The sequence below is a fragment of the Pseudomonas sp. WT-JTC genome, assembly GCF_056711565.1.
Genome location: NZ_CM160042.1, coordinates 5,687,501 through 5,707,376 on the forward strand (window position 1 = coordinate 5,687,501; position 19,876 = coordinate 5,707,376).

At 59.2% G+C, this 19,876-nt stretch carries 19 protein-coding genes (1 of these 19 only partly in view); 8 read left to right on the forward strand and 11 right to left on the reverse strand.

What is annotated here, in order from left to right:
* The 9 genes from msrQ to mrcB form a co-directional block, all read right to left on the reverse strand.
* Positions 1-217, reverse strand: partial view of a protein-methionine-sulfoxide reductase heme-binding subunit MsrQ gene (msrQ, locus tag AC06G5_RS25810; RefSeq protein ID WP_413426279.1) — the 5' portion only. The gene continues 404 nt to the left of window position 1, outside the view; 217 of the gene's 621 nt are visible here — the first part of the coding sequence; its start codon is at positions 215-217; the stop codon falls past the left edge of the window.
* Complete coding sequence (gene msrP, locus AC06G5_RS25815) at positions 217-1,230, reverse strand: protein-methionine-sulfoxide reductase catalytic subunit MsrP (RefSeq protein ID WP_480458548.1); 1,014 nt, start codon at positions 1,228-1,230, stop codon at positions 217-219. The genes msrQ and msrP overlap by 1 nt, the downstream gene beginning before the upstream one ends.
* 58 nt (positions 1,231-1,288) lie before the next feature.
* Positions 1,289-2,143, reverse strand: a complete 855-nt coding sequence (gene pssA / locus AC06G5_RS25820; protein ID WP_057400427.1) for a CDP-diacylglycerol--serine O-phosphatidyltransferase — start codon at positions 2,141-2,143, stop codon at positions 1,289-1,291.
* A gap of 144 nt (positions 2,144-2,287) precedes the next feature.
* Entirely contained in the window at positions 2,288-3,304 is a 1,017-nt protein-coding gene (ilvC, locus tag AC06G5_RS25825; RefSeq protein ID WP_003228216.1) for a ketol-acid reductoisomerase, read from the reverse strand.
* A gap of 45 nt (positions 3,305-3,349) precedes the next feature.
* Entirely contained in the window at positions 3,350-3,841 is a 492-nt protein-coding gene (gene ilvN, locus AC06G5_RS25830; RefSeq protein WP_003205610.1) for an acetolactate synthase small subunit, read from the reverse strand.
* 2 nt (positions 3,842-3,843) lie between these two features.
* Positions 3,844-5,568: an acetolactate synthase 3 large subunit gene (locus AC06G5_RS25835; RefSeq protein WP_413426283.1), complete on the reverse strand. Its 1,725-nt coding sequence runs from the start codon at positions 5,566-5,568 to the stop codon at positions 3,844-3,846.
* A gap of 483 nt (positions 5,569-6,051) precedes the next feature.
* Complete coding sequence (locus AC06G5_RS25840) at positions 6,052-6,387, reverse strand: YqcC family protein (protein ID WP_008020503.1); 336 nt, start codon at positions 6,385-6,387, stop codon at positions 6,052-6,054.
* On the reverse strand, positions 6,387-7,124 hold the full coding sequence (locus tag AC06G5_RS25845; protein ID WP_413426287.1) for a tetratricopeptide repeat protein: 738 nt from the start codon (positions 7,122-7,124) through the stop codon (positions 6,387-6,389). Before AC06G5_RS25845 ends, AC06G5_RS25840 begins: the two co-directional genes overlap by 1 nt.
* Positions 7,125-7,140: 16 nt before the next feature.
* Complete coding sequence (gene mrcB, locus AC06G5_RS25850) at positions 7,141-9,459, reverse strand: penicillin-binding protein 1B (RefSeq protein ID WP_413426289.1); 2,319 nt, start codon at positions 9,457-9,459, stop codon at positions 7,141-7,143.
* A gap of 115 nt (positions 9,460-9,574) precedes the next feature.
* Between mrcB and AC06G5_RS25855 the strand changes: the two genes are divergently transcribed.
* The 4 genes from AC06G5_RS25855 to AC06G5_RS25870 all read left to right on the forward strand — a co-directional run bounded on the left by AC06G5_RS25855 (position 9,575) and on the right by AC06G5_RS25870 (position 12,892).
* Positions 9,575-11,131: a bifunctional aminoglycoside phosphotransferase/ATP-binding protein gene (locus tag AC06G5_RS25855; protein WP_413426291.1), complete on the forward strand. Its 1,557-nt coding sequence runs from the start codon at positions 9,575-9,577 to the stop codon at positions 11,129-11,131.
* 91 nt (positions 11,132-11,222) lie between these two features.
* Positions 11,223-11,567, forward strand: a complete 345-nt coding sequence (locus tag AC06G5_RS25860; RefSeq protein WP_008020496.1) for a pentapeptide repeat-containing protein — start codon at positions 11,223-11,225, stop codon at positions 11,565-11,567.
* A gap of 245 nt (positions 11,568-11,812) precedes the next feature.
* Positions 11,813-12,085 (forward strand): TfoX/Sxy family protein, encoded by a 273-nt coding sequence (locus tag AC06G5_RS25865; protein WP_008020494.1) that lies wholly within the window; start codon positions 11,813-11,815, stop codon positions 12,083-12,085.
* Positions 12,086-12,574: 489 nt separating this feature from the next.
* On the forward strand, positions 12,575-12,892 hold the full coding sequence (locus AC06G5_RS25870) for a Rieske (2Fe-2S) protein (protein WP_008020493.1): 318 nt from the start codon (positions 12,575-12,577) through the stop codon (positions 12,890-12,892).
* Here AC06G5_RS25870 and sfsA read toward each other — a convergent pair.
* Both sfsA and AC06G5_RS25880 read right to left on the reverse strand, forming a co-directional pair.
* A complete protein-coding gene (gene sfsA / locus AC06G5_RS25875) occupies positions 12,889-13,602 on the reverse strand; it encodes a DNA/RNA nuclease SfsA (protein ID WP_413426294.1) in 714 nt (237 codons plus the stop codon). The two genes, AC06G5_RS25870 and sfsA, sit on opposite strands and share 4 nt — an antisense overlap.
* Positions 13,602-14,774 (reverse strand): pyridoxal phosphate-dependent aminotransferase, encoded by a 1,173-nt coding sequence (locus AC06G5_RS25880; protein ID WP_413426296.1) that lies wholly within the window; start codon positions 14,772-14,774, stop codon positions 13,602-13,604. The genes sfsA and AC06G5_RS25880 overlap by 1 nt, the downstream gene beginning before the upstream one ends.
* Before the next feature lie 335 nt (positions 14,775-15,109).
* On the opposite strand from AC06G5_RS25880, the gene dksA reads away from it, so the two are divergent.
* The 4 genes from dksA (at position 15,110) to AC06G5_RS25900 (ending at position 19,868) form a co-directional block, all read left to right on the forward strand.
* Positions 15,110-15,550: an RNA polymerase-binding protein DksA gene (gene dksA, locus AC06G5_RS25885; protein WP_007995322.1), complete on the forward strand. Its 441-nt coding sequence runs from the start codon at positions 15,110-15,112 to the stop codon at positions 15,548-15,550.
* Positions 15,551-15,779: 229 nt separating this feature from the next.
* Positions 15,780-16,676, forward strand: a complete 897-nt coding sequence (gene gluQRS, locus AC06G5_RS25890; RefSeq protein ID WP_413426298.1) for a tRNA glutamyl-Q(34) synthetase GluQRS — start codon at positions 15,780-15,782, stop codon at positions 16,674-16,676.
* A gap of 77 nt (positions 16,677-16,753) precedes the next feature.
* The gene (locus AC06G5_RS25895; protein WP_003176118.1) at positions 16,754-16,930 is read left to right on the forward strand and encodes a hypothetical protein; all 177 of its coding nucleotides are present in this window, start codon (positions 16,754-16,756) and stop codon (positions 16,928-16,930) included.
* Positions 16,914-19,868, forward strand: coding sequence for a sensor histidine kinase (locus tag AC06G5_RS25900; RefSeq protein ID WP_007971103.1), 2,955 nt, complete (start codon positions 16,914-16,916; stop codon positions 19,866-19,868). The genes AC06G5_RS25895 and AC06G5_RS25900 overlap by 17 nt, the downstream gene beginning before the upstream one ends.
* The last annotated feature ends 8 nt before the right edge of the window (positions 19,869-19,876 follow it).

The window sequence follows — 19,876 nt, forward strand, 5'->3', positions numbered from 1 at the left end:
GCCGCACGGAGTTCCACCCCGCCCAACCGGTGAGCTTCTGCAAAGGCGCCATGCTCAACGTTACAAGCAGCAGAACAAGCGCCCCCAAACCCAAGCGATCGACCAGCACCTTACCCGGATCCGGCCCAAGCACATCTTCCCAGGCCTGGTACAACCACAGCAGCGGCCACACCAACACCACGATAAAGACGCCGATACGCCAAAACGGATAGCGCATCAGTAATTCACCCTCAGGTCGAGCCCCGTATATAGAGAGGCGACTTCCTCTGAATAGCCGTTGAACATTTGCGTGTCGCGCACATTGGGTTTGAGCAACCCACTGGGCAGGCGGCGTTCACGAGCCTGAGTCCAACGAGGATGATCAACGGTGGGATTCACGTTCGCATAAAAGCCATATTCATCCGGCGCAATGCTCTGCCAGGTGGTTTTCGGCTGCTCGCCGACCAGACTGATGCGCACAATGGACTTGATGCTCTTGAAACCGTATTTCCAAGGTACCACCAGACGCAGCGGCGCACCGTTTTGATTAGGCAACTCACGCCCGTACATGCCTACCGCGAGAATCGCCAACGGGTTCATCGCCTCATCCAGACGCAGCCCTTCTATATACGGCCAGTCGATCAAGGCAAAACCGGAGCGCTGACCCGGCATGCTCTTGGGATCCTGCAGGGTTTCGAAGCGGATGAATCTGGCTTTCGAGGTCGGCTCGACCTCCTTGAGCAAAGCCGAGAGGGGAAAACCGATCCAGGGAATGACCATCGACCAGGCCTCCACGCAACGCAGTCGGTAGATTCGCTCCTCCAGCTGATACGGTTTCATGAAGTCTTCCAGCGCATAACGCCCAGGCTTGCCCACCTCCCCGTCCACCACCACCGACCACGGTTCCGTCTTCAGCGCGCCGGCATTGGCGGCCGGATCACCTTTGTCGGTGCCGAACTCGTAGAAGTTGTTGTAGTGGGTCGCGTCCTTGAACGGCGTGATCGCCTCATCCTTGACGTTGACCGCGCCCCACTGGGTAGCCGTAAGCTTTTCGCTGAACCAGGCAGGCGCCTTGCCGGGCTCTACATCCGGATAACGCGCCGCCTCACCGGCAACACCCCACCGAGGCAGGCTGCCCAGAGCGAAGCCGGCAACCGTGGCACCGAGCACTTTGCGTCGAGACAGATAGAGGGATTCAGGCGTGACGTCCGACTCATGGCAGTCGGACGCTTTGGAGACTTTGATCAGCATGGTTACTCCGCAGCTTTGGAGGACAGATGCACCCATAGACTGCGGAGTATGAGGGAAATTACGCGCTCTTGTTACGGCGAAGGCGTAACAGGTATTGAACCGGACCGGAGGCTGCGTAGGCGAGAAACACCAGCAGCAGGATGCGCGGCGGATCACTGAACACCACTGCGAAGACCAGCACCACAGCGAGAATCGCCACGAAAGGCACTCGTCCCTTCAGGTCCAGCTCCTTGAAGCTGTTGTACTTGATGTTGCTGACCATCAGCATGCCGGCCGCAGCAACCATCAGCGCCACCAGGAAAGACATCTTGGAGCCCTGGATACCGTAATCGCTGAACGCCCAGACGATGCCCGCAACAACACCCGCCGCTGCCGGACTGGCCAGGCCGATGAAGTAACGTTTGTCCGCCGTACCAACCTGAGTATTGAAACGCGCGAGACGCAACGCCGCACCCGCGACATAAACGAAGGCGACCATCCAGCCAACCTTGCCCATATCACCCAAGGCCCAACCGAAGGCCAGCAATGCCGGCGCAACACCAAAGGCGACCATGTCCGACAGCGAGTCGTACTCGGCACCAAAGGCGCTCTGGGTATTGGTCATGCGCGCGACCCGGCCATCAAGGCCGTCGAGCACCATCGCGACGAAAATGGCGATGGCGGCAAACGCAAAGTACTTGCTCGCATTCACCGAGTCGCCGGCGCTCAAGGCAGCCTGGGCGCTCATCGAGTTGATGATGGAGTAGAACCCTGCGAACAGGTTCGCAGTGGTGAACAGATTCGGCAGAAGATAGATACCACGATGCCGGACTTTACGACCTTCAGCGTCATGCCCTTCCTCGACATGTTCATCGATGGGCAGCAGGCTTTCGGCGTCAGAAGCCTGGTTTGGCTCTTCGGGGCGTTCGCTCATGGACATTACCTTGCAACGGGGTGGAGAGTTTGGACAGGTGTCTGGGACGACGGTTCGGCCACAAACGATGCAGCTTTATACCAGAACCGGCCTCCCAAACGAAAAAACGCGGCCTAAGCCGCGTTTTCCGTACAAGCGCGTGACTTAGTTTTTGGCTTTGTCGACGATCTTGTTGGCACCGATCCACGGCATCATGGAGCGCAGTTGCTCGCCGATGATTTCGATACCGTGAGCGGCGTTGTTACGACGCTTGGCGGTCATCGAAGGATAGCCGGTAGCGCCTTCGCTGATGAACATCTTGGCGTATTCGCCGTCCTGAATACGTTTCAGGGCGTTGCGCATGGCCTGACGGGATTCGGCGTTGATGACTTCAGGGCCGGTCACGTACTCGCCGTATTCGGCGTTGTTGGAGATCGAGTAGTTCATGTTGGCGATACCGCCTTCGTACATGAGGTCAACGATCAGCTTCAGTTCGTGCAGGCACTCGAAGTAGGCCATTTCCGGCGCGTAGCCAGCTTCAACCAGGGTTTCGAAACCGGCTTTGACCAGTTCAACGGTACCGCCGCACAGAACGGCTTGTTCGCCGAACAGGTCGGTTTCAGTCTCGTCCTTGAAAGTGGTTTCGATGATGCCGGTACGACCGCCGCCAACGCCGGCAGCGTAGGACAGAGCGACGTTCTTGGCGTTGCCCGAGGCGTCCTGGTAGATAGCGATCAGGTCAGGGATACCGCCGCCCTTCACGAACTCGGAACGCACGGTGTGGCCCGGAGCCTTCGGCGCGATCATGATCACGTCGAGGTCAGCGCGCGGCACAACCTGGTTGTAGTGGATCGCGAAGCCGTGGGAGAAGGCCAGGGTGGCACCTTTCTTGATGTTCGGCTCGATTTCGTTCTTGTACAGGGAGGACTGGAATTCGTCCGGGGTCAGGATCATGACCAGGTCGGCAGCTGCAACAGCGGAAGCAACGTCGGTCACTTTCAGGCCGTGGGCTTCTGCCTTGGCAACGGTAGCCGAACCTTTACGCAGGCCGACAGTCACGTCAACGCCGGAATCTTTCAGGTTGCACGCTTGAGCGTGACCCTGGGAACCGTAACCGATGATGGCAACTTTCTTGCCCTGGATGATCGACAGGTCGCAGTCTTTATCGTAGAAAACTTTCATGAATTTCCCCTATATCAGGCCGTTCAGGCCGTTCGCTAATTTGGTTTAGATGCTGAGTACTTTGTCGCCGCGGGCAATGCCGGTCACGCCACTACGGACGGTTTCCAGAATCGAGGCGGTGCCGATGGACTGAATGAAGCTGTCGAGCTTGTCGCTGGTACCGGTCAGTTGAACGGTATACACGCTGGCGCTGACATCGACGATCTGTCCACGGTAAATATCGGTAGTGCGCTTGATCTCGGCGCGCTGGGCGCCGGTGGCCTTGACCTTGACCAGCATCAGTTCACGCTCGATGTGAGCACTCTCCGACAGGTCGACCAGTTTTACCACTTCGATCAGCTTGTTCAGGTTCTTGGTGATCTGCTCGATGATCTCATCGTGACCGACAGTGGTCAGCGTCAGACGCGACAGGGTCGGGTCCTCGGTTGGGGCCACGGTCAGGCTTTCGATGTTGTAGTTGCGCTGCGAGAACAGACCAACCACACGAGACAGAGCACCGGGTTCGTTTTCCAGAAGCAAGGAAATAATGTGCCGCATGATTAGGTACGCTCCGTCTTGCTCAGCCACATATCGCGCATGGAGCCGTCTTTGATCTGCATCGGGTAGACGTGCTCGCTGGTGTCGACCGAAATATCGATCACCACCAGGCGATCCTTCATGGCGAACGCCTCTTCCATCTTCGACTTCAAGTCTTTCGATTCGGTGATGCGTACGCCGACGTGGCCGTAGGCCTCTGCCAGCTTGACGAAATCAGGCAGCGATTCCATGTAGGAGTGCGAGTGACGGCTGCCGTAACTCATGTCCTGCCACTGGCGAACCATCCCCAGCACACCGTTGTTGAGGATGACGATCTTCACTGGCAAACCGTATTGCAGGCAGGTCGACAGCTCCTGGATGTTCATCTGGATACTGCCCTCACCGGTGACGCATGCAACGTCAGCGTCAGGGAAGCTCAAGGCGATGCCCATAGCCGCCGGCAGACCGAAGCCCATGGTGCCCAGGCCACCGGAGTTGATCCAGCGGTTCGGCTTGTTGAACTTGTAGTACTGCGCAGCGAACATCTGGTGCTGGCCCACGTCGGAGGTCACAAAGGCATCGCCCTTGGTCACTTCGCACAGGGTTTCGATCACGGTTTGCGGCTTGATCTTGCTGCCGTCGCCCTTGTCGTACGGGAACAGGTCGCCATCACCACGCCACTCGTCAACCTGCTTCCACCAGCTGGCCACGGACTCCTTGTTCGGGGTTTCGCCGATTTCCTTGAGGATCGCGACCATTTCGGTCAGGACACTCTCAACCGGACCAACGATAGGCACATCGGCCTTGATGGTCTTGGAGATCGAAGCCGGGTCGATGTCGATATGGATGATCTTGGCGTTCGGGCAGAACTTCGACGCGCCATTGATGACGCGGTCGTCGAAACGTGCACCGACAGCGAGGATCACGTCAGCATGGTGCATCGCCAGGTTCGCGGTGTAGCTGCCGTGCATGCCGAGCATGCCGATGAACTGACGGTCGGTGCCAGGGTAGCCACCGAGGCCCATCAGGGTATTGGTCACTGGCAGGTTAAGCATCTTCGCCAGTTCGGTCAGTGGTGCGGAACCACCGCCGAGGATCACGCCGCCGCCCGAGTACAACACAGGACGCTTGGCCGCCAGGAGCATTTCCGCCGCCTTGCGGATTTGACCGGAGTGACCGCGAACAGCCGGGCTGTAGGAACGCAGCTTGGCTTTTTTCGGGAAGACGTATTCGAACTTCTCGGCCGGGTTGGTCATGTCTTTCGGAATATCGACAACGACCGGGCCAGGACGACCGGATTGCGCCAGGTAGAACGCCTTCTTCATGACTTCCGGGATTTCCGACGCATGCTTGATCATGAAGCTGTGCTTCACGATTGGCCGGGAGATACCGATCATGTCGGTTTCCTGGAACGCATCGGTGCCGACCATGGTGCTCGGTACCTGGCCGGAAATGATCACCATCGGAATGGAGTCCATGTAGGCCGTGGCGATACCGGTGATGGCGTTGGTTGCACCCGGACCGGAAGTCACCAGTACCACGCCGGCTTTACCGGTGGCACGGGCGTAGCCGTCAGCCATATGGGTAGCCGCTTGCTCGTGACGAACCAGGATGTGGGTCACTTCCGGTTCTTTGAACAGGGCATCGTAGACATGAAGAAGAGCACCACCCGGGTACCCGTAGATATATTTGACGCCTTCGTCGCGCAAAAAGCGGACGAGCATCTCACCGCCAGATAAAAGCTCCACGTTGCTCACCTCTAAAACGCCAGAATACCGCCCACGAAAAATGGGACGGGTCTTAATAGGTTTACTTCTCAGCAGAGCATGAGCGACGGTGGTCGCCGACTACGTCAGCACTGACTGAGCAAGTATTGGGATCGTCCCAAGTGTTGCGGGCCTTTCCCACCCAGCGCGAGGTAACGCGTTGCGGGTGTAACAGGTCGACGCGGATATGCGCCTCATGATCTGCTGAGAGGGTCTGCTTCTGGCAGTCCCTGTACAGCGGACTTTGGATTCTTCTGTTTCGCCCTTCGCAAGTCAAGTCGTCTATGAGCTTTATTCTAGTAAGCACATGAGAACGCAAGAAAAAACCTGTAAATCCGCTGTGTGTTAGCTTCAATTGCGCAAGTTTTGGCAAAAAATTGGCACGCGCATGCACTTAGGCTGCAACGGCCGACAAAATAGAGAGAGATTGTGGACAACTGCCAGCGGACGCTGGCAGCTTCTGGCTCAGCGAGACGCGGTGATCAGCTGATCAAACTGTTTGAGCAATGCCTGCAACTGCCGATCCTTGCCCTGGACATTGCGTCCGGCAAAGACCATTTCGGCCATTTCCTGAATGCCCGAAGCATTGGGTAGCGGCAAATTCTGCTCGAGGATCATCTTCATGCGTGGCAGGAAGATCCATTGCAGCCATTGCTCGAAATCCAGTGTATCGACCGAAAACGGTTCGACGCTGGAAAGCGCTTCAGCAGATGGCGAGACTTCATCCCACCATCCTTGCACGCGCAATTCGCGCTCGATCAACAGCAGTTGATCGGCGATTTTCAGAAAGCGCGTATCCATCACAGCGTTACCTTGGCCTTCTGACGAGCCAATGCCGCGCCCTGGGAGTCACCCTGTTTTTCACGCGACTGGCCAATCAGTTCCCACAAGTTCGCCTGAAGGGCTGGACGACCATTGGCAAAGGTCAGCCCGCGGCGAGCGAACTGCTCGGCCTGGGCCGCATCGCCTTGAGCCATCCGCACCTGCGCCAGACGGTAAAGCACCTGCGGTTCACGCGGAGCAACGCGCTGGGCGCGCTCGAGACTGGAGGAGGCACCATTGAGATCACCGCTCACCTGCTGCTGTTGAGCCGTGGTCAGCAGAGCCAATACCGGGCCGTCGAGTTGCTCGTCGGCAGACAGCCCGCCCGAACTGGCTGACGGAATACCGCTTGGCGACGACGGCATGATGTAGCTGCCCTGATTGAGCGGCGCCGACTGGATCGGCGACGTGTCAATCGGCCCCGGCGTGATCGGACCCGGGGTGATCGGCGTGGTGCTGATCGGCGTTGAAGTCGTTGCAGCCCCTGGCACCATCACCACGACGCCGCTGTCACCTTGCGGAATCGCCTGGGCCCGCGCCTGACCTTGTGCAGGGCGCTTGACGGTCGTCTGGCGGAAGCCGCCATTGGCCGAGATCCGCTCACTGTTGGACACGGCGGTGCCGGAATCCACAACCGGAATCGAGCCACGTTGTACGGTGGAGCAACCGCTGAGCAAAGCTACGGCGGCAACCGCTGGAATCAACCACTTGTTCACTTGAAGCCCTCTTTGCTTAATTCATCCAGCCCTTGACCCAATCCATCACCGTCTCGGCAGGGTTTTCACCACCGCAGGCGGCGCCGGGAGGCGGTTCGCTGCCGCGAATATACGGCATCTGCACGGCACCGGGGCAACCGGCATCAGAACCTTGCCCGGTTCGCGAATCAACCCAGGCCTGAACGATATTGTCCGGCTGTGGCATGTCCAGGGGAAGTGGATCGGCCTTGCGCATGAAGCTGGTCCAGACCTGCAAGGCCCCGGTGGCGCCAGTGAATGGCGTCTTGCCGTTGTCGTCGCGACCCAGCCAGACCACCGCCAGCAAGTCCTGGCTGAAACCGGCAAACCAACTGTCCCGCGAGTCGTTACTGGTACCGGTTTTACCCGCCAGGGTCAGAGTCCTTGGCAACACGTTATAAACCGAGCTGCCAGTACCTTCACGCATCACACGCTGCATGGCGCTCTGGATCAGGTAAATGGAGGCCGGATCGAAACGCTGCTGAATCTGGAACGGATAACGCTTGAGCGGCTCACCCTCGGCAGTCAGCACGCTACGGATCCCGCGCATCGGCGTATTGAAGCCTCCATTGGCGAGGGTCTGGTACATGGTCGCGACTTCGATAGGCGTCATGCCGCCAGCGCCGAGCAACATCGACGGGAAGGCCGGGAACTCACGAGTCACACCCAGGCGCGCCAGCGTCTTCAGGACGTTCGGCACGCCGACCGCCAGACCGAGACGCGCGGTCGACAGGTTGTAGGAATGCGCCAGGCCTTGATAAAGGAAGACGGTACCGTGAGAACGACGATCGTAGTTCTGCGGTTTCCAGACCTGGCCGTCGGCGCCCTTGACCGAGAAGGATTCGTCCGACAGCCAACTGGTCAATGTGTACTGGCTAGGCTTCTCCAGCGCAGTCAGATAAACCGCAGGCTTGATCAGCGAGCCGATCGGCCGTACCGCATCCAGCGCCCGGTTGAACCCGGCAAAGCTGGCCTGGCGACTGCCGATCATGGCCTGTACTTCGCCGGTCTCCGGGTTGGTCACCACCATTGCCGCTTCGACGTCATCGGAACCCTTGCGCCCGGCCAGGCGCTTGAAGGTGTCGTTGACCGACGCCTCGGCCTTCATCTGCAGGATCGGGTCGAAACTGGTGAAGATCCGCAGACCTTCCTCGGTCAAGTCTTCGTCGCGATAGTCTTCGCGCAATTGACGCTTGACCAGATCGAGGAAGCCGGGGAACGAGCTGTCCGCCAGACTGCCGCGCGTGGTCACCCCCAGCGGCATTTTCTTCGCGGCCTCAACCTGCTCGGCAGTCGCGACGCCCTGCTCTTGCAGGACATCGAGCACCAGATTGCGCCGCTCAAGGGCACGCTCTGGATTACGACGCGGGTTATAGGAAGAAGGCCCTTTGACCATGCCCACCAGCAGTGCGACCTGATGCAGCTTGAGTTCGGCCAGTGGCTGGCTGAAGAAGAACTGGCTGGCCAGACCGAAACCGTGCACCGCGCGCTGACCGTCCTGCCCGATAAACACCTCGTTGAGGTAAGCCTCGAGGATTTCGCGCTTGTCGTAATGCAGCTCAAGCAGCAGCGCCATCATCGCTTCGGTGAGTTTTCGGCTCAGGCTGCGCTCGTTGGTCAGGTAGAAGTTTTTGACCAACTGCTGAGTCAGCGTACTGCCGCCCTGACGCATGCGGCCGGCCGCACCGTTGACCCAGATTGCACGGGCGATCGACTTCGGCGAAACACCAAAGTGATGATAAAAATCGCGGTCCTCGACAGCCACCAGCGTTTCAAGCAAGTACGGCGGCACTTGATCGATCTTGATCAGGATCCGGTCTTCGAGGTTTTTCGGGTACAGACCGCCGATCAACAGCGGTTCCAGGCGCACCACGGAAAGCTTCGAGTCCTTTGCTCCCGACAGTTCCGCCACGTAATCGCCAGAGAAACGCACGCGCACCGGCTGCGCTTGCTCCATGCCTTCATAGAACTGGAAACCACGGGTGTTCAGGTCAACGGTATTACCGTTGACCGACGCCGCACCCGGACCGTTAGCCACACTTTCACGGCGATAGCCCAGGGCATCGAGCTCGGTGAGGAAATCGTCCCTGCTCAGCTTTTGTCCGACGAACAGCTCGAGCGGGCGCGCGTAAACCTTGGCCGGAATGGTCCAGCGCTTGCCGGAGAACTTCTCCTGGACAATTGCATCAAGGTAAACGGCGAATCCGGCCAGCACTACCAGGCCGACCAGACTGAGTTTAATGGCCCAGCCCAACCATGGGCGCAGGCCTCTGGAGGGTGGTTTTTTTTGGGTGCGGGGAGTTCGAGTACGAGTCATGGCGGCGGATTATACGCACTTTATTCATACCCGACAGGAGCGCTCCGAGGTTTGCGCCAAGCGGAGTTACGGCCATAATGGCCGCCTTGATTTTCCAGACTCTGAAGGATCGCCTGTGAGCCAGTCCCTGATCGCTGCCCTGCAAAACCCTGCCCTCTACCCGCATCCCGTAGACGGATTCCAGGTCATCGAAACCCATATTTCCTGGGTCGTTCTCACAGGCCCCTTCGCTTATAAAGTGAAGAAGCCGGTCAATTTCGGATTTCTCGACTTCACCAGCCTTGAAGCTCGCGAACACTTTTGCACTGAAGAGCTGCGCCTGAACCAGCGCCTGACTGACGATCTGTACCTCGAAGTGCTGCCCGTCACCGGTAGCGCCGAGGCTCCCCAACTGGGCGGCGAAGGCCCGGCCATCGAATATGTCCTGAAGATGCGCCAGTTCCCGCAAAACGGATTGCTGAGCACCCTTCAGGCCAATGGTGAACTGACCACCGCACACATCGACGAGATGGCCGAACAAATTGCCCGCTTCCACCTCAGCGCACCGAAAGTGCCAGCCGAGCATGAAGCCGGCACCCCGGACAGCGTCATGGCGCCGGTGCGGCAGAACTTCGAACAGATTCGTCCGTTCCTCAGCGACAAAACCGACCTGCTGCAACTCGACGCCCTGCAAGCCTGGGCCGAAAGCAGCTTCGAGCGCCTCAAACCACTGTTCGCCCAGCGCAAGGCCGAAGGTTTCATTCGTGAATGCCACGGTGATATCCACTTGGGCAACGCGACCGTGATCGATGGCAAGGTCGTGATCTTCGACTGCATCGAATTCAACGAACCGTTTCGCTTTACCGACGTTTATGCCGACACCGGCTTCCTGGCCATGGACCTGGAAGATCGCGGCCTGAAGTGCCTCGCGCGTCGTTTCATCAGCCAGTACCTGGAGCTGACCGGCGACTATCGCGGCCTTGAACTGCTGAACTTCTACAAAGCCTACCGCGCACTGGTTCGCGCCAAAGTCGCCCTGTTCAGCATGCCGGCAGAAGCGACTGCCGTGCAGCGCGCCACAACCCTGCGCCAGTACCGCAACTACGCCAACCTGGCGGAAAGCTACAGCACCATTCCTTCGCGCTTCATGGCCATTACCCACGGCGTTTCCGCCGTCGGCAAGAGCCATGTCGCCATGCGCCTGGTCGAAGCCCTGGGCGCGATTCGCCTGCGCTCCGATGTCGAGCGCAAGCGTCTGTTCGGCGAGCAAACCGTCGAGAATGACGTACAGGCCGGCATCTATAGTGCCGACGCCAGCGCAGCGACCTATGCCCGCCTGCACGAAATTGCCGACGTCATTCTGCGTGCGGGCTTCCCGGTGGTGGTCGATGCCACTTACCTCAAGCGTGATCAGCGTGACAGCGCCGCGAAGGTGGCCGAGGCCACCGGCGCACCGTTCCTGATTCTCGACTGCAATGCGCCACAGGCCGTGATCGAAAGCTGGCTGGCTGTGCGCCAGGCAGACAAAAAAGACCCGTCCGACGCCACCCTGGCTGTTATCGCAGCCCAGCAAGCCAGCCGTGAAGCGCTGACGCCCGCGGAAATCCTCTGCAGCAAGCGTGTGCAGACCAATGAAAGCGGGACTCTCGATACCGTTGTGGCACAGATTCGCCAGCGCCTGCCAGGCCTGTAGGAAACTATTTCAGTCGTGAGGCCGGCACTGGCTTCACGACTGTCAAATAGTGGCACTATACTGGCGTCATAAAACCATCAGGTGATGCGACATGAGCCAGCCGAAACTTCTCGACACTCCGCTTTATGCCCTGCTGCACAAAGACGACATCAGAGGCTTCAACAGTGAACGCCCCAAGGATGGCCCCATCGATATGGTGGGTGGAGACTTCCGGGGGCTGGACCTGCGCGAGCTGAATGCTGACGGCGTGGACTTCAGCGACGCCTACTTCCGTTCCGCCGACTTGCGCGGCATCGATTTTCGCAAGGCGAATCTGGAAGGCGCGAGCCTGGCCCACGCGCAAATCTCCGGCGCCTACTTTCCAGTGGAACTCAGTGCCGACGAAATCCTGATGTCGATGAACTTCGGCACGCGATTGCGCTATCGCACCCGCTGATCAACGTCGCTGACTGACACGTCCAGCGCCCACATTGCGCTGGACTGCGGGGCATATTCACCCGTAATTCCTGATTGTTCCCCGCCTCTTCCTCCCGCGTTCGCAGACTTTTCACACACTGCCAATACTCGCCTCTTAGAAGCATTTGCGTCGAAAACGAGCAAACAATCACGCTTTTCCTGCTGATGGCTACACTCCTCAGAAGATTGCCCACGATCTCCATTCGGCCATCGCAAGGAGGCTTGATGAATGATGAACTGCAACACCTGAAGAATCTTGGCAAGACGTCAGCGCAATGGCTGCATGCCGTGGGCATCCATAGCGCTTCGGACTTGCGTCGCCTCGGGGCGGTGGATGCTTATCGGGCCGTGCGTACGCGCGGCTTTCGAGCGTCCAAGGTGTTGTTGTACGCAATCGAAGGCGCCCTGATGGACGTTCACTGGAATGACATACCTGCTGAGCGCAAGGAGGCGTTGAACAGACAACTGGAAGCCATCTCTTCACGCCACAAGAACTGATACGACAAAATTTACTGAAGCCTTGCAAGCTGACACCCAATGATTACGGGGCCTGCAGTCGAAAATCCGGCAATTCGAAAAGAATTCGGGAAACAGCGGTTGACTTGGTAATGAGAATCGATATGATTATCACAACTGGTCGCGAGACTGGTCGATTTTCTGAAAAGCCCTTGGTTCGGACTCTCAGATTATCTCCTCATCAGGCTAATCACGGTTATTTGACCCGGCTCTTGCCGGGTCTTTTTTTGCCTGTGGAAAAGTACTTACCGGATCAGGTGACGGATGCCCCATGCAGATCACGGCGACGCGGGTGATCAAGCCCATAAACAGCTTCCCTTTAAAGGTTTCCCGGGCATCGAAGGAGCAGGCCAAGTATCCTCGACGACAGACACTTGTACCCAGCGGGCAAGACGGTCATTTGATAATTTGTAGCATTTAACCATCAAGCTCGGACATCTCCGGTCACGAGCTGCGGGACCGAGGATAGACATGAAGTTGCTTTGCGCAGGCGCCGTGCTGGTCAACGACAGCAGCCGCGGGTTCGACATCGATGGTCAAAAGCTTTTTGCGGTGCGTCGCAGCGGGCAGGTTTTTGTCTACATCAATCGCTGCCCACACCGGGGAGTCGGTCTGGAGTGGCATCCCGACCAGTTTCTCGACCCCAGCAACAGCCTGATCCAGTGCGCCACCCATGGCGCACTGTTCCTGATCGAAGACGGTGAATGCGTCGCCGGCCCTTGCGCGGGGCAAGCCTTGACCGCCGTGGCCTGTCGCGAAGATGAACAAGGGATCTGGATCAGCCTTTAGCCGCCGGGCAACACTTCCAGACGTCGATCCACCACCATCTCTTCATGGGTCAGGCGCACGCCATAGGCCAGCACTTCGACCCCACAGGCCACCGCCTCACGCAAGGCCTGCGCATAAGCCGCATCGATTTCCTGCGCCGGACGAACGGCCTCGATGTCGGTCAGGCAAACGCAGTACAACTGCACCGCGCGAATACCGTCCCTGGCCAAATGGGCCAGCTCCCGCAGATGCTTGGCGCCACGCTGGGTGACCGCATCGGGAAACGCCGCCACCGCCGTACCGTCGAAGCCCAGGGTCACGCTTTTGACTTCGACGTAGGCCGGCCCGTCGGGGTAATCAAGGCGAAAATCGATGCGACTGTTTTCCTGACCATAAGCCACTTCACGCTTGAGCCCGGTAAAGCCGTTAAGCTCAGTGATGACGCCCGCGCGTAGCGCCTCTTCGACCAAACCATTGGCCCGGGCGGTGTTCACGCAAAACAGCCGCCCTTGCGGGGTTTCACCGATCTCCCAAGTGCCGGGCAACTTTCGTTTCGGGTCGTTGGAGCGGCTGAACCAGACCTGCCCGCCCTCGACCTGACAATTGAGCATCGAGCCGGTATTCGGGCAGTGAATGGTCAACAACTCGCCGCCAACGGTTTCGATATCGGCGAGAAAACGCTTGTAACGACGAATCAGGCGACCTTCTTCGAGTGGAGGATGAAATCGCATCAGCCTTGCCAGCTCCGCAACCCACGGGCAATGCGCTCGACCGCCTCCTGCAAACGCTCGAGATTTTGCGTATAGGCGAACCGCACATGATGCCCGGCCTGGTAACGCCCGAAATCCAGCCCCGGGGTGAATGCCACATGCTCGGTTTCGAGAAAGTGTTTGCAGAACGCGAAGGCATCGCCGCCGAACTTGCTGATATCGGCGTACAAATAGAAAGCACCCTCCGGCTCCACCGCAATGCCGAAGCCCATTTCCCGCAAGGCCGGCAGCAGATAATCCCGACGCCGGCCAAATTCGGCGCGACGCTCTTCGAGAATGCTGATGGTTGCTGGCTCGAAACACGCCAGTGCAGCGTACTGCGCCATGCTTGGGGCACTGATATAGAGATTCTGGGCGAGCTTTTCCAACTCACCGACGGCAGCGTCGGGGGCTACCAGCCATCCCAGCCGCCAACCGGTCATCCCGAAATACTTCGAAAAACTATTCAGAACGAACGCACTGTCGTCGACTTCCAGCACGCTGGCCGCATCGGTGCCATAGGTCAGGCCATGATAAATCTCGTCGACCACCAGATGACCGTGACGCTCCTTGATTGCGACAGACAGCTTCGCCAGCTCGTCGCGGGTCAGGATCGTGCCGGTCGGATTGGCCGGTGACGCCACCAATGCGCCAACGCTGTCGTGGTCCCAATGACGCTCGATCAGGCCGGGCGTCAATTGATAACGCACATCGGGACCGACCGGTACCAGTTGTGCCGCGCCTTCCACCAGTCGCAGGAAATGCCGGTTACACGGGTAGCCCGGGTCCGCCAGCAGCCAGTGCTTACCGGGGTCTACCAGCAAAGCGCTGGCCAGCAGCAACGCGCCGGATCCGCCGGGGGTGATGAGGATGCGCCGAGGGTCGATGTTCAAACCATAACGCTGCTGATAAAAGCCCGAGATGGCCTCGCGCAGCTCCGGAATACCGCGCGCGGCGGTATAACGGGTCCGCCCTGCCGCCAGCGCAGCCTGGCCGGCCTGGATGATCGGTTCGGCGGTGGTGAAGTCCGGCTCGCCGATTTCCAGGTGGATCACATCATGACCGGCTGCCTGCAATTCATTGGCCCGCGCCAACAGCGCCATGACATGGAAAGGTTCGATCGCGCGACTGCGGGCACTGTAGGGCTGAGCCATTGGCCTTCCTTCAACAGGGGAAAAAAGCCGATTCTACCCAAGCGCAGGAACGAGCGAGAACCTAAAGCGGTCAGAGGCCTTATAACCCCGACCACAAACGACTCAAGCGCTTACGCAAGGTTTGACTAAAATCAATAATTGAGCAGGGTTCCAGAGCCACCAGACAACGGTTTGCCATCATTGGCAAGCACCATGTGCCGCGAGCTCGACATCCGGGAGTAGCGCGGCCCGAGTTGATCTGGTAAGTTCGCCCGCTTGCAGCCGCGGGGCCGGCAGGTGTCGGTGATGGAGCAATCCTGCGCAGATGGATTACAAGAGTAGAGGCGGTCTATTTCATGTCCACCCAAGCAAAGCAGCAAAACCAGACGATCAGCGGCTTCGAGCCCTATGTTCAGAAAGCCGGCGAAGAGTACATGGGCGAGCCCATGCGCAAGCACTTCACCAAGGTTCTGAATCAGTGGAAAAAAGAGCTGATGGAAGGTGTCGACAAGACCGTGGACCACATGAAGGACGAAGCGGCCAACTTTCCTGATCCGGCAGACCGTGCCAGCCAGGAAGAGGAATTCGCCCTCGAACTGCGTGCCCGCGATCGTGAACGCAAGTTGATCAAGAAGATCGACAAGACCCTTCAGCTGATCGAAGACGAAGAGTACGGCTGGTGTGAATCCTGCGGCATCGAAATTGGTGTCAAGCGCCTCGAAGCACGCCCTACCGCCGACCTGTGCATCGACTGCAAGACCCTGGCGGAAATCAAGGAAAAGCAAGTCGGCAAATAATTGCGACTTGAACGAAGAACGGAGCGTGCGAACGCTCCGTTTTTGTTTCCAAAATTCGCTGATGCCCGTTGCGATTAAAATCGCCATCACTGTAGGAGCGAGCTTGCTCGCGATGAACCTGAGAACGCCGCGGGGTACCAGGCTCCCAGCGTTATCGTTGACGGCAATCGCGAGCAAGCTCGCTCCTACAGGAATCTGACGACCGCCTGGAATAAGTAGCCTTGCCCTGATGACCGCCACCACCTCCCCCACCTACATCGGGCGTTTCGCCCCGACGCCCAGCGGCCACCTGCATTTTGGTTCACTGGTCGCCGCGCTGGCCTCCTACCTTGACGCGCGCTCGGTGGGCGGACGCTGGCTGATGCGCATGGAAGACCTTGATCCGCCCCGTGAAGAACCCGGCGCCCAGACGGCCATTCTCAAGGCTCTGGAAAGCTATGGCTTCGAGTGGGATGGTGACCTGGTCCGCCAAAGCGAACGGCACGATGCCTACGCCGAGGTGATCGATCGCCTGTTCAATCACGGCCTGGCCTACGCCTGCACCTGTTCACGCAAACAGCTGGAACCGTATAACGGGATTTATCCGGGGCTGTGCCGCAATGCCGGCCATGGCACTGACGATGCTGCCATCCGCCTGCGCGTTCCGGAACTGGAATACCACTTCCTCGACCGGGTGCAGGGCGAATACCGCCAACACCTGGGCCGGGAAGTCGGCGACTTCGTGATCCGCCGCCGCGACGGGCTCTACGCCTACCAATTGGCCGTGGTCCTGGACGATGCCTGGCAGGGCATCACCGATATCGTTCGGGGTGCCGACCTGCTGGACTCCACGCCCCGCCAGCTCTACCTGCAGGAACTGCTCGGCCTGCCTCAACCGCGTTATCTGCATATCCCGCTGATTACTCAGCCTGATGGCAATAAACTGGGTAAATCCTACCGTTCGCCGCCGTTGACCGAGGATCAGGCAACGCCGCTGTTGCTGCGGGCGCTGCGGGCACTGGGACAGAACCCGGGAACCGAACTGGCTTACGCCACGCCACGGGAAGTGTTGAACTGGGGCATTGCCCACTGGGATGCTTCATTGATCCCGCGCACACTGAACCTGCCCGAGGCACAGCTATTGTGATCGCACTTGCAGTGGCGCGCCCATCCGTTACCATCGCCGCACGTTTTCGGGCACGCGCATAAAAAAGAGAGGCCGGGATGTACATCTATCGCTTGGTCCTGCTTTTGGTAGTGGGGATTTACCTGTTTTCCCCGGCCATCATGGATTGGTGGATCGACGCCACTGGCGCCTGGTATCGCCCTTATCTGCTCTGGCTGATTCTGATCGTCGTGACCTTCATCCTGCAGAGCCAAAAAGATGCCGATGAGCTTTAGCCTGACCCAGATGATCCTGATCAGCGCCGCGTACCTGGCGGTGCTGTTCGGCGTGGCCTGGATCAGTGAACGGGGCATGATCCCGCGGGCGATCATTCGCCACCCGCTGACCTACACCCTGTCACTGGGCGTCTACGCCAGTGCCTGGGCGTTTTACGGCACCGTGGGCCTGGCCTATCAGTATGGCTACGGTTTTCTGTCCAGTTACCTGGGTGTCTCCGGGGCATTTCTGCTGGCGCCGGTGTTGCTCTACCCGATCCTGAAGATCACCCGCACCTATCAACTGTCGTCTTTGGCGGACCTGTTTGCCTTCCGCTTCCGCAGCACCTGGGCCGGAGCGCTGACCACGATTTTCATGCTGGTCGGCGTACTGCCGCTGCTGGCCTTGCAGATTCAGGCGGTCGCCGACTCCATCGGCATTCTCACCCGCGAGCCGGTGCAGAATCGCGTGGCCCTGAGCTTCTGCGCATTGATTACGCTGTTCACGATTTTCTTCGGTTCCCGCCACATCGCCACCCGCGAGAAGCATGAAGGCCTGGTGTTTGCGATTGCCTTCGAGTCGGTGATCAAGCTGATCGCCCTCGGCGGTGTCGGGCTGTATGCGCTTTACGGCGTGTTCGACGGTCCGCAACAACTTGAGCTCTGGCTACTGCAAAACCAGACCGCACTCGCTGCCCTGCACACACCTTTGCAGGAAGGCCCGTGGCGTACGCTGTTGCTGGTGTTCTTCGCCTCGGCGATCGTGATGCCGCACATGTATCACATGACCTTTACCGAGAACCTCAACCCGCGCTCGCTGGTCAGTGCGAGCTGGGGCCTGCCGCTGTTCCTGCTGCTGATGAGCCTGGCGGTGCCGCTGATTCTCTGGGCCGGCCTGAAACTGGGCGCCACCACCAATCCGGAATACTTCACCCTGGGCATCGGCATTGCCGCCAACAGCAAGGCACTGGCGTTGCTGGCGTACGTCGGCGGGCTCTCCGCCGCCAGCGGCCTGATCATCGTCACTACGCTGGCACTGTCCGGAATGGCCTTGAACCACTTGGTGCTGCCGCTGTACCAGCCACCGGCCGAAGGCAACATCTACCGCTGGCTGAAGTGGACCCGCCGGGCGCTGATTGTCGCGATCATCATGGCCGGCTATGGCTTCTACCTGATGCTCGGTGCAGAACAGGACCTGGCCAACCTCGGCATTGTCGCGTTCGTCGCCACCTTGCAGTTCCTGCCGGGCGTGCTCTCGGTCCTGTATTGGCCGACCGCCAACCGCCGCGGTTTCATTGCCGGTTTGCTGGCGGGGATTCTGGTGTGGCTGGTGACCATGCTGCTGCCGCTGGTCGGCAATCTGCAAGGCTTCTACATTCCGCTGCTGAACATGATCTACGTGCTGGATGACACCAGCTGGCACATGGCAGCGATTGCCTCGCTGGCGGCCAACGTGCTGATGTTCACCCTGATCTCGCTATTCACCAACGCCAGCACCGAAGAAGCCAGCGCTGCCGAAGCCTGTGCCGTGGATAACGTTCGCCGCCCGCAACGCCGGGAACTGCACGCCGCCTCGCCCCAGGAATTCGCCACGCAGCTTGCAAAACCGTTGGGTGCAAAAGCGGCACAGAAAGAAGTGGAACAGGCACTGCGCGACCTCTATCTGCCCTTCGACGAACGCCGGCCGTATGCCCTGCGCCGCTTGCGTGACCGCATCGAAGCCAACCTCTCCGGCCTGATGGGGCCGAGCGTGGCCCAGGACATGGTCGAGACGTTCCTGCCATACAAGGCTGGCGGCGAAAACTACGTCACCGAAGACATTCACTTCATCGAAAGCCGTCTCGAGGACTACCACTCGCGCCTGACAGGCCTGGCCGCCGAACTCGATGCCCTGCGCCGCTATCACCGCCAGACCCTGCAGGAATTGCCAATGGGCGTTTGCTCGCTGGCCAAGGATCAGGAAATCCTCATGTGGAACAAGGCCATGGAGGAACTCACCGGCATCGCTGCGCAGCGCGTGGTCGGTTCGCGCCTGAGTACCATTGCCGACCCATGGAAAGAACTGCTGCAAGGTTTCATCAATCTGCCGGACGAGCACTTGCACAAACAGCACCTGGCCCTCGATGGCCAGACCCGCTGGCTGAACCTGCACAAAGCGGCCATCGATGAGCCACTGGCACCGGGCAACAGCGGCCTGGTATTGCTGGTCGAGGACCTGACCGAAACCCAGATGCTCGAGGATAAGCTGGTGCACTCCGAGCGCCTGGCCAGCATCGGTCGACTGGCGGCCGGCGTAGCCCATGAAATCGGCAACCCGATCACCGGTATCGCGTGCCTGGCGCAGAACCTGCGCGAAGAACGGGAAGAAGACGGTGAGCTGAAGGAAATCAGCGGCCAGATCCTCGAACAGACCAAACGCGTATCGCGCATTGTCCAGTCGCTGATGAGCTTTGCCCATGCCGGCAGCCATCAACACAGTGACGAGCCCGTCTGTCTGGCCGAAGTAGCTCAGGATGCCATCGGCCTGCTGGCCCTGAACCGACGCAATTTCGAAGTGCAGTTCTACAACCTGTGCGACCCCGAACACTGGGTCGAAGGCGACCCGCAACGGCTGGCCCAGGTATTGATCAACCTGCTTTCAAACGCCCGTGACGCCTCGCCTCCCGGCAGTGCGGTACGGGTCAAGAGCGAAGCCGGCGAACACACGGTCGATCTGATCGTGGAGGACGAAGGCAGCGGTATTCCCTCGAGCATCATGGACCGATTGTTCGAACCTTTCTTCACCACCAAGGACCCTGGCGAAGGCACCGGTCTGGGCCTTGCACTGGTCTATTCCATCGTTGAAGAGCATTATGGACAAATCACCATCGACAGCCCGGCTGATGTTCAAAGCCAACGCGGCACCCGAATCAGGGTTACCTTGCCGCGTCATGTCGAAGCGACGTCCGCTGTGAACTGAGACCGTCG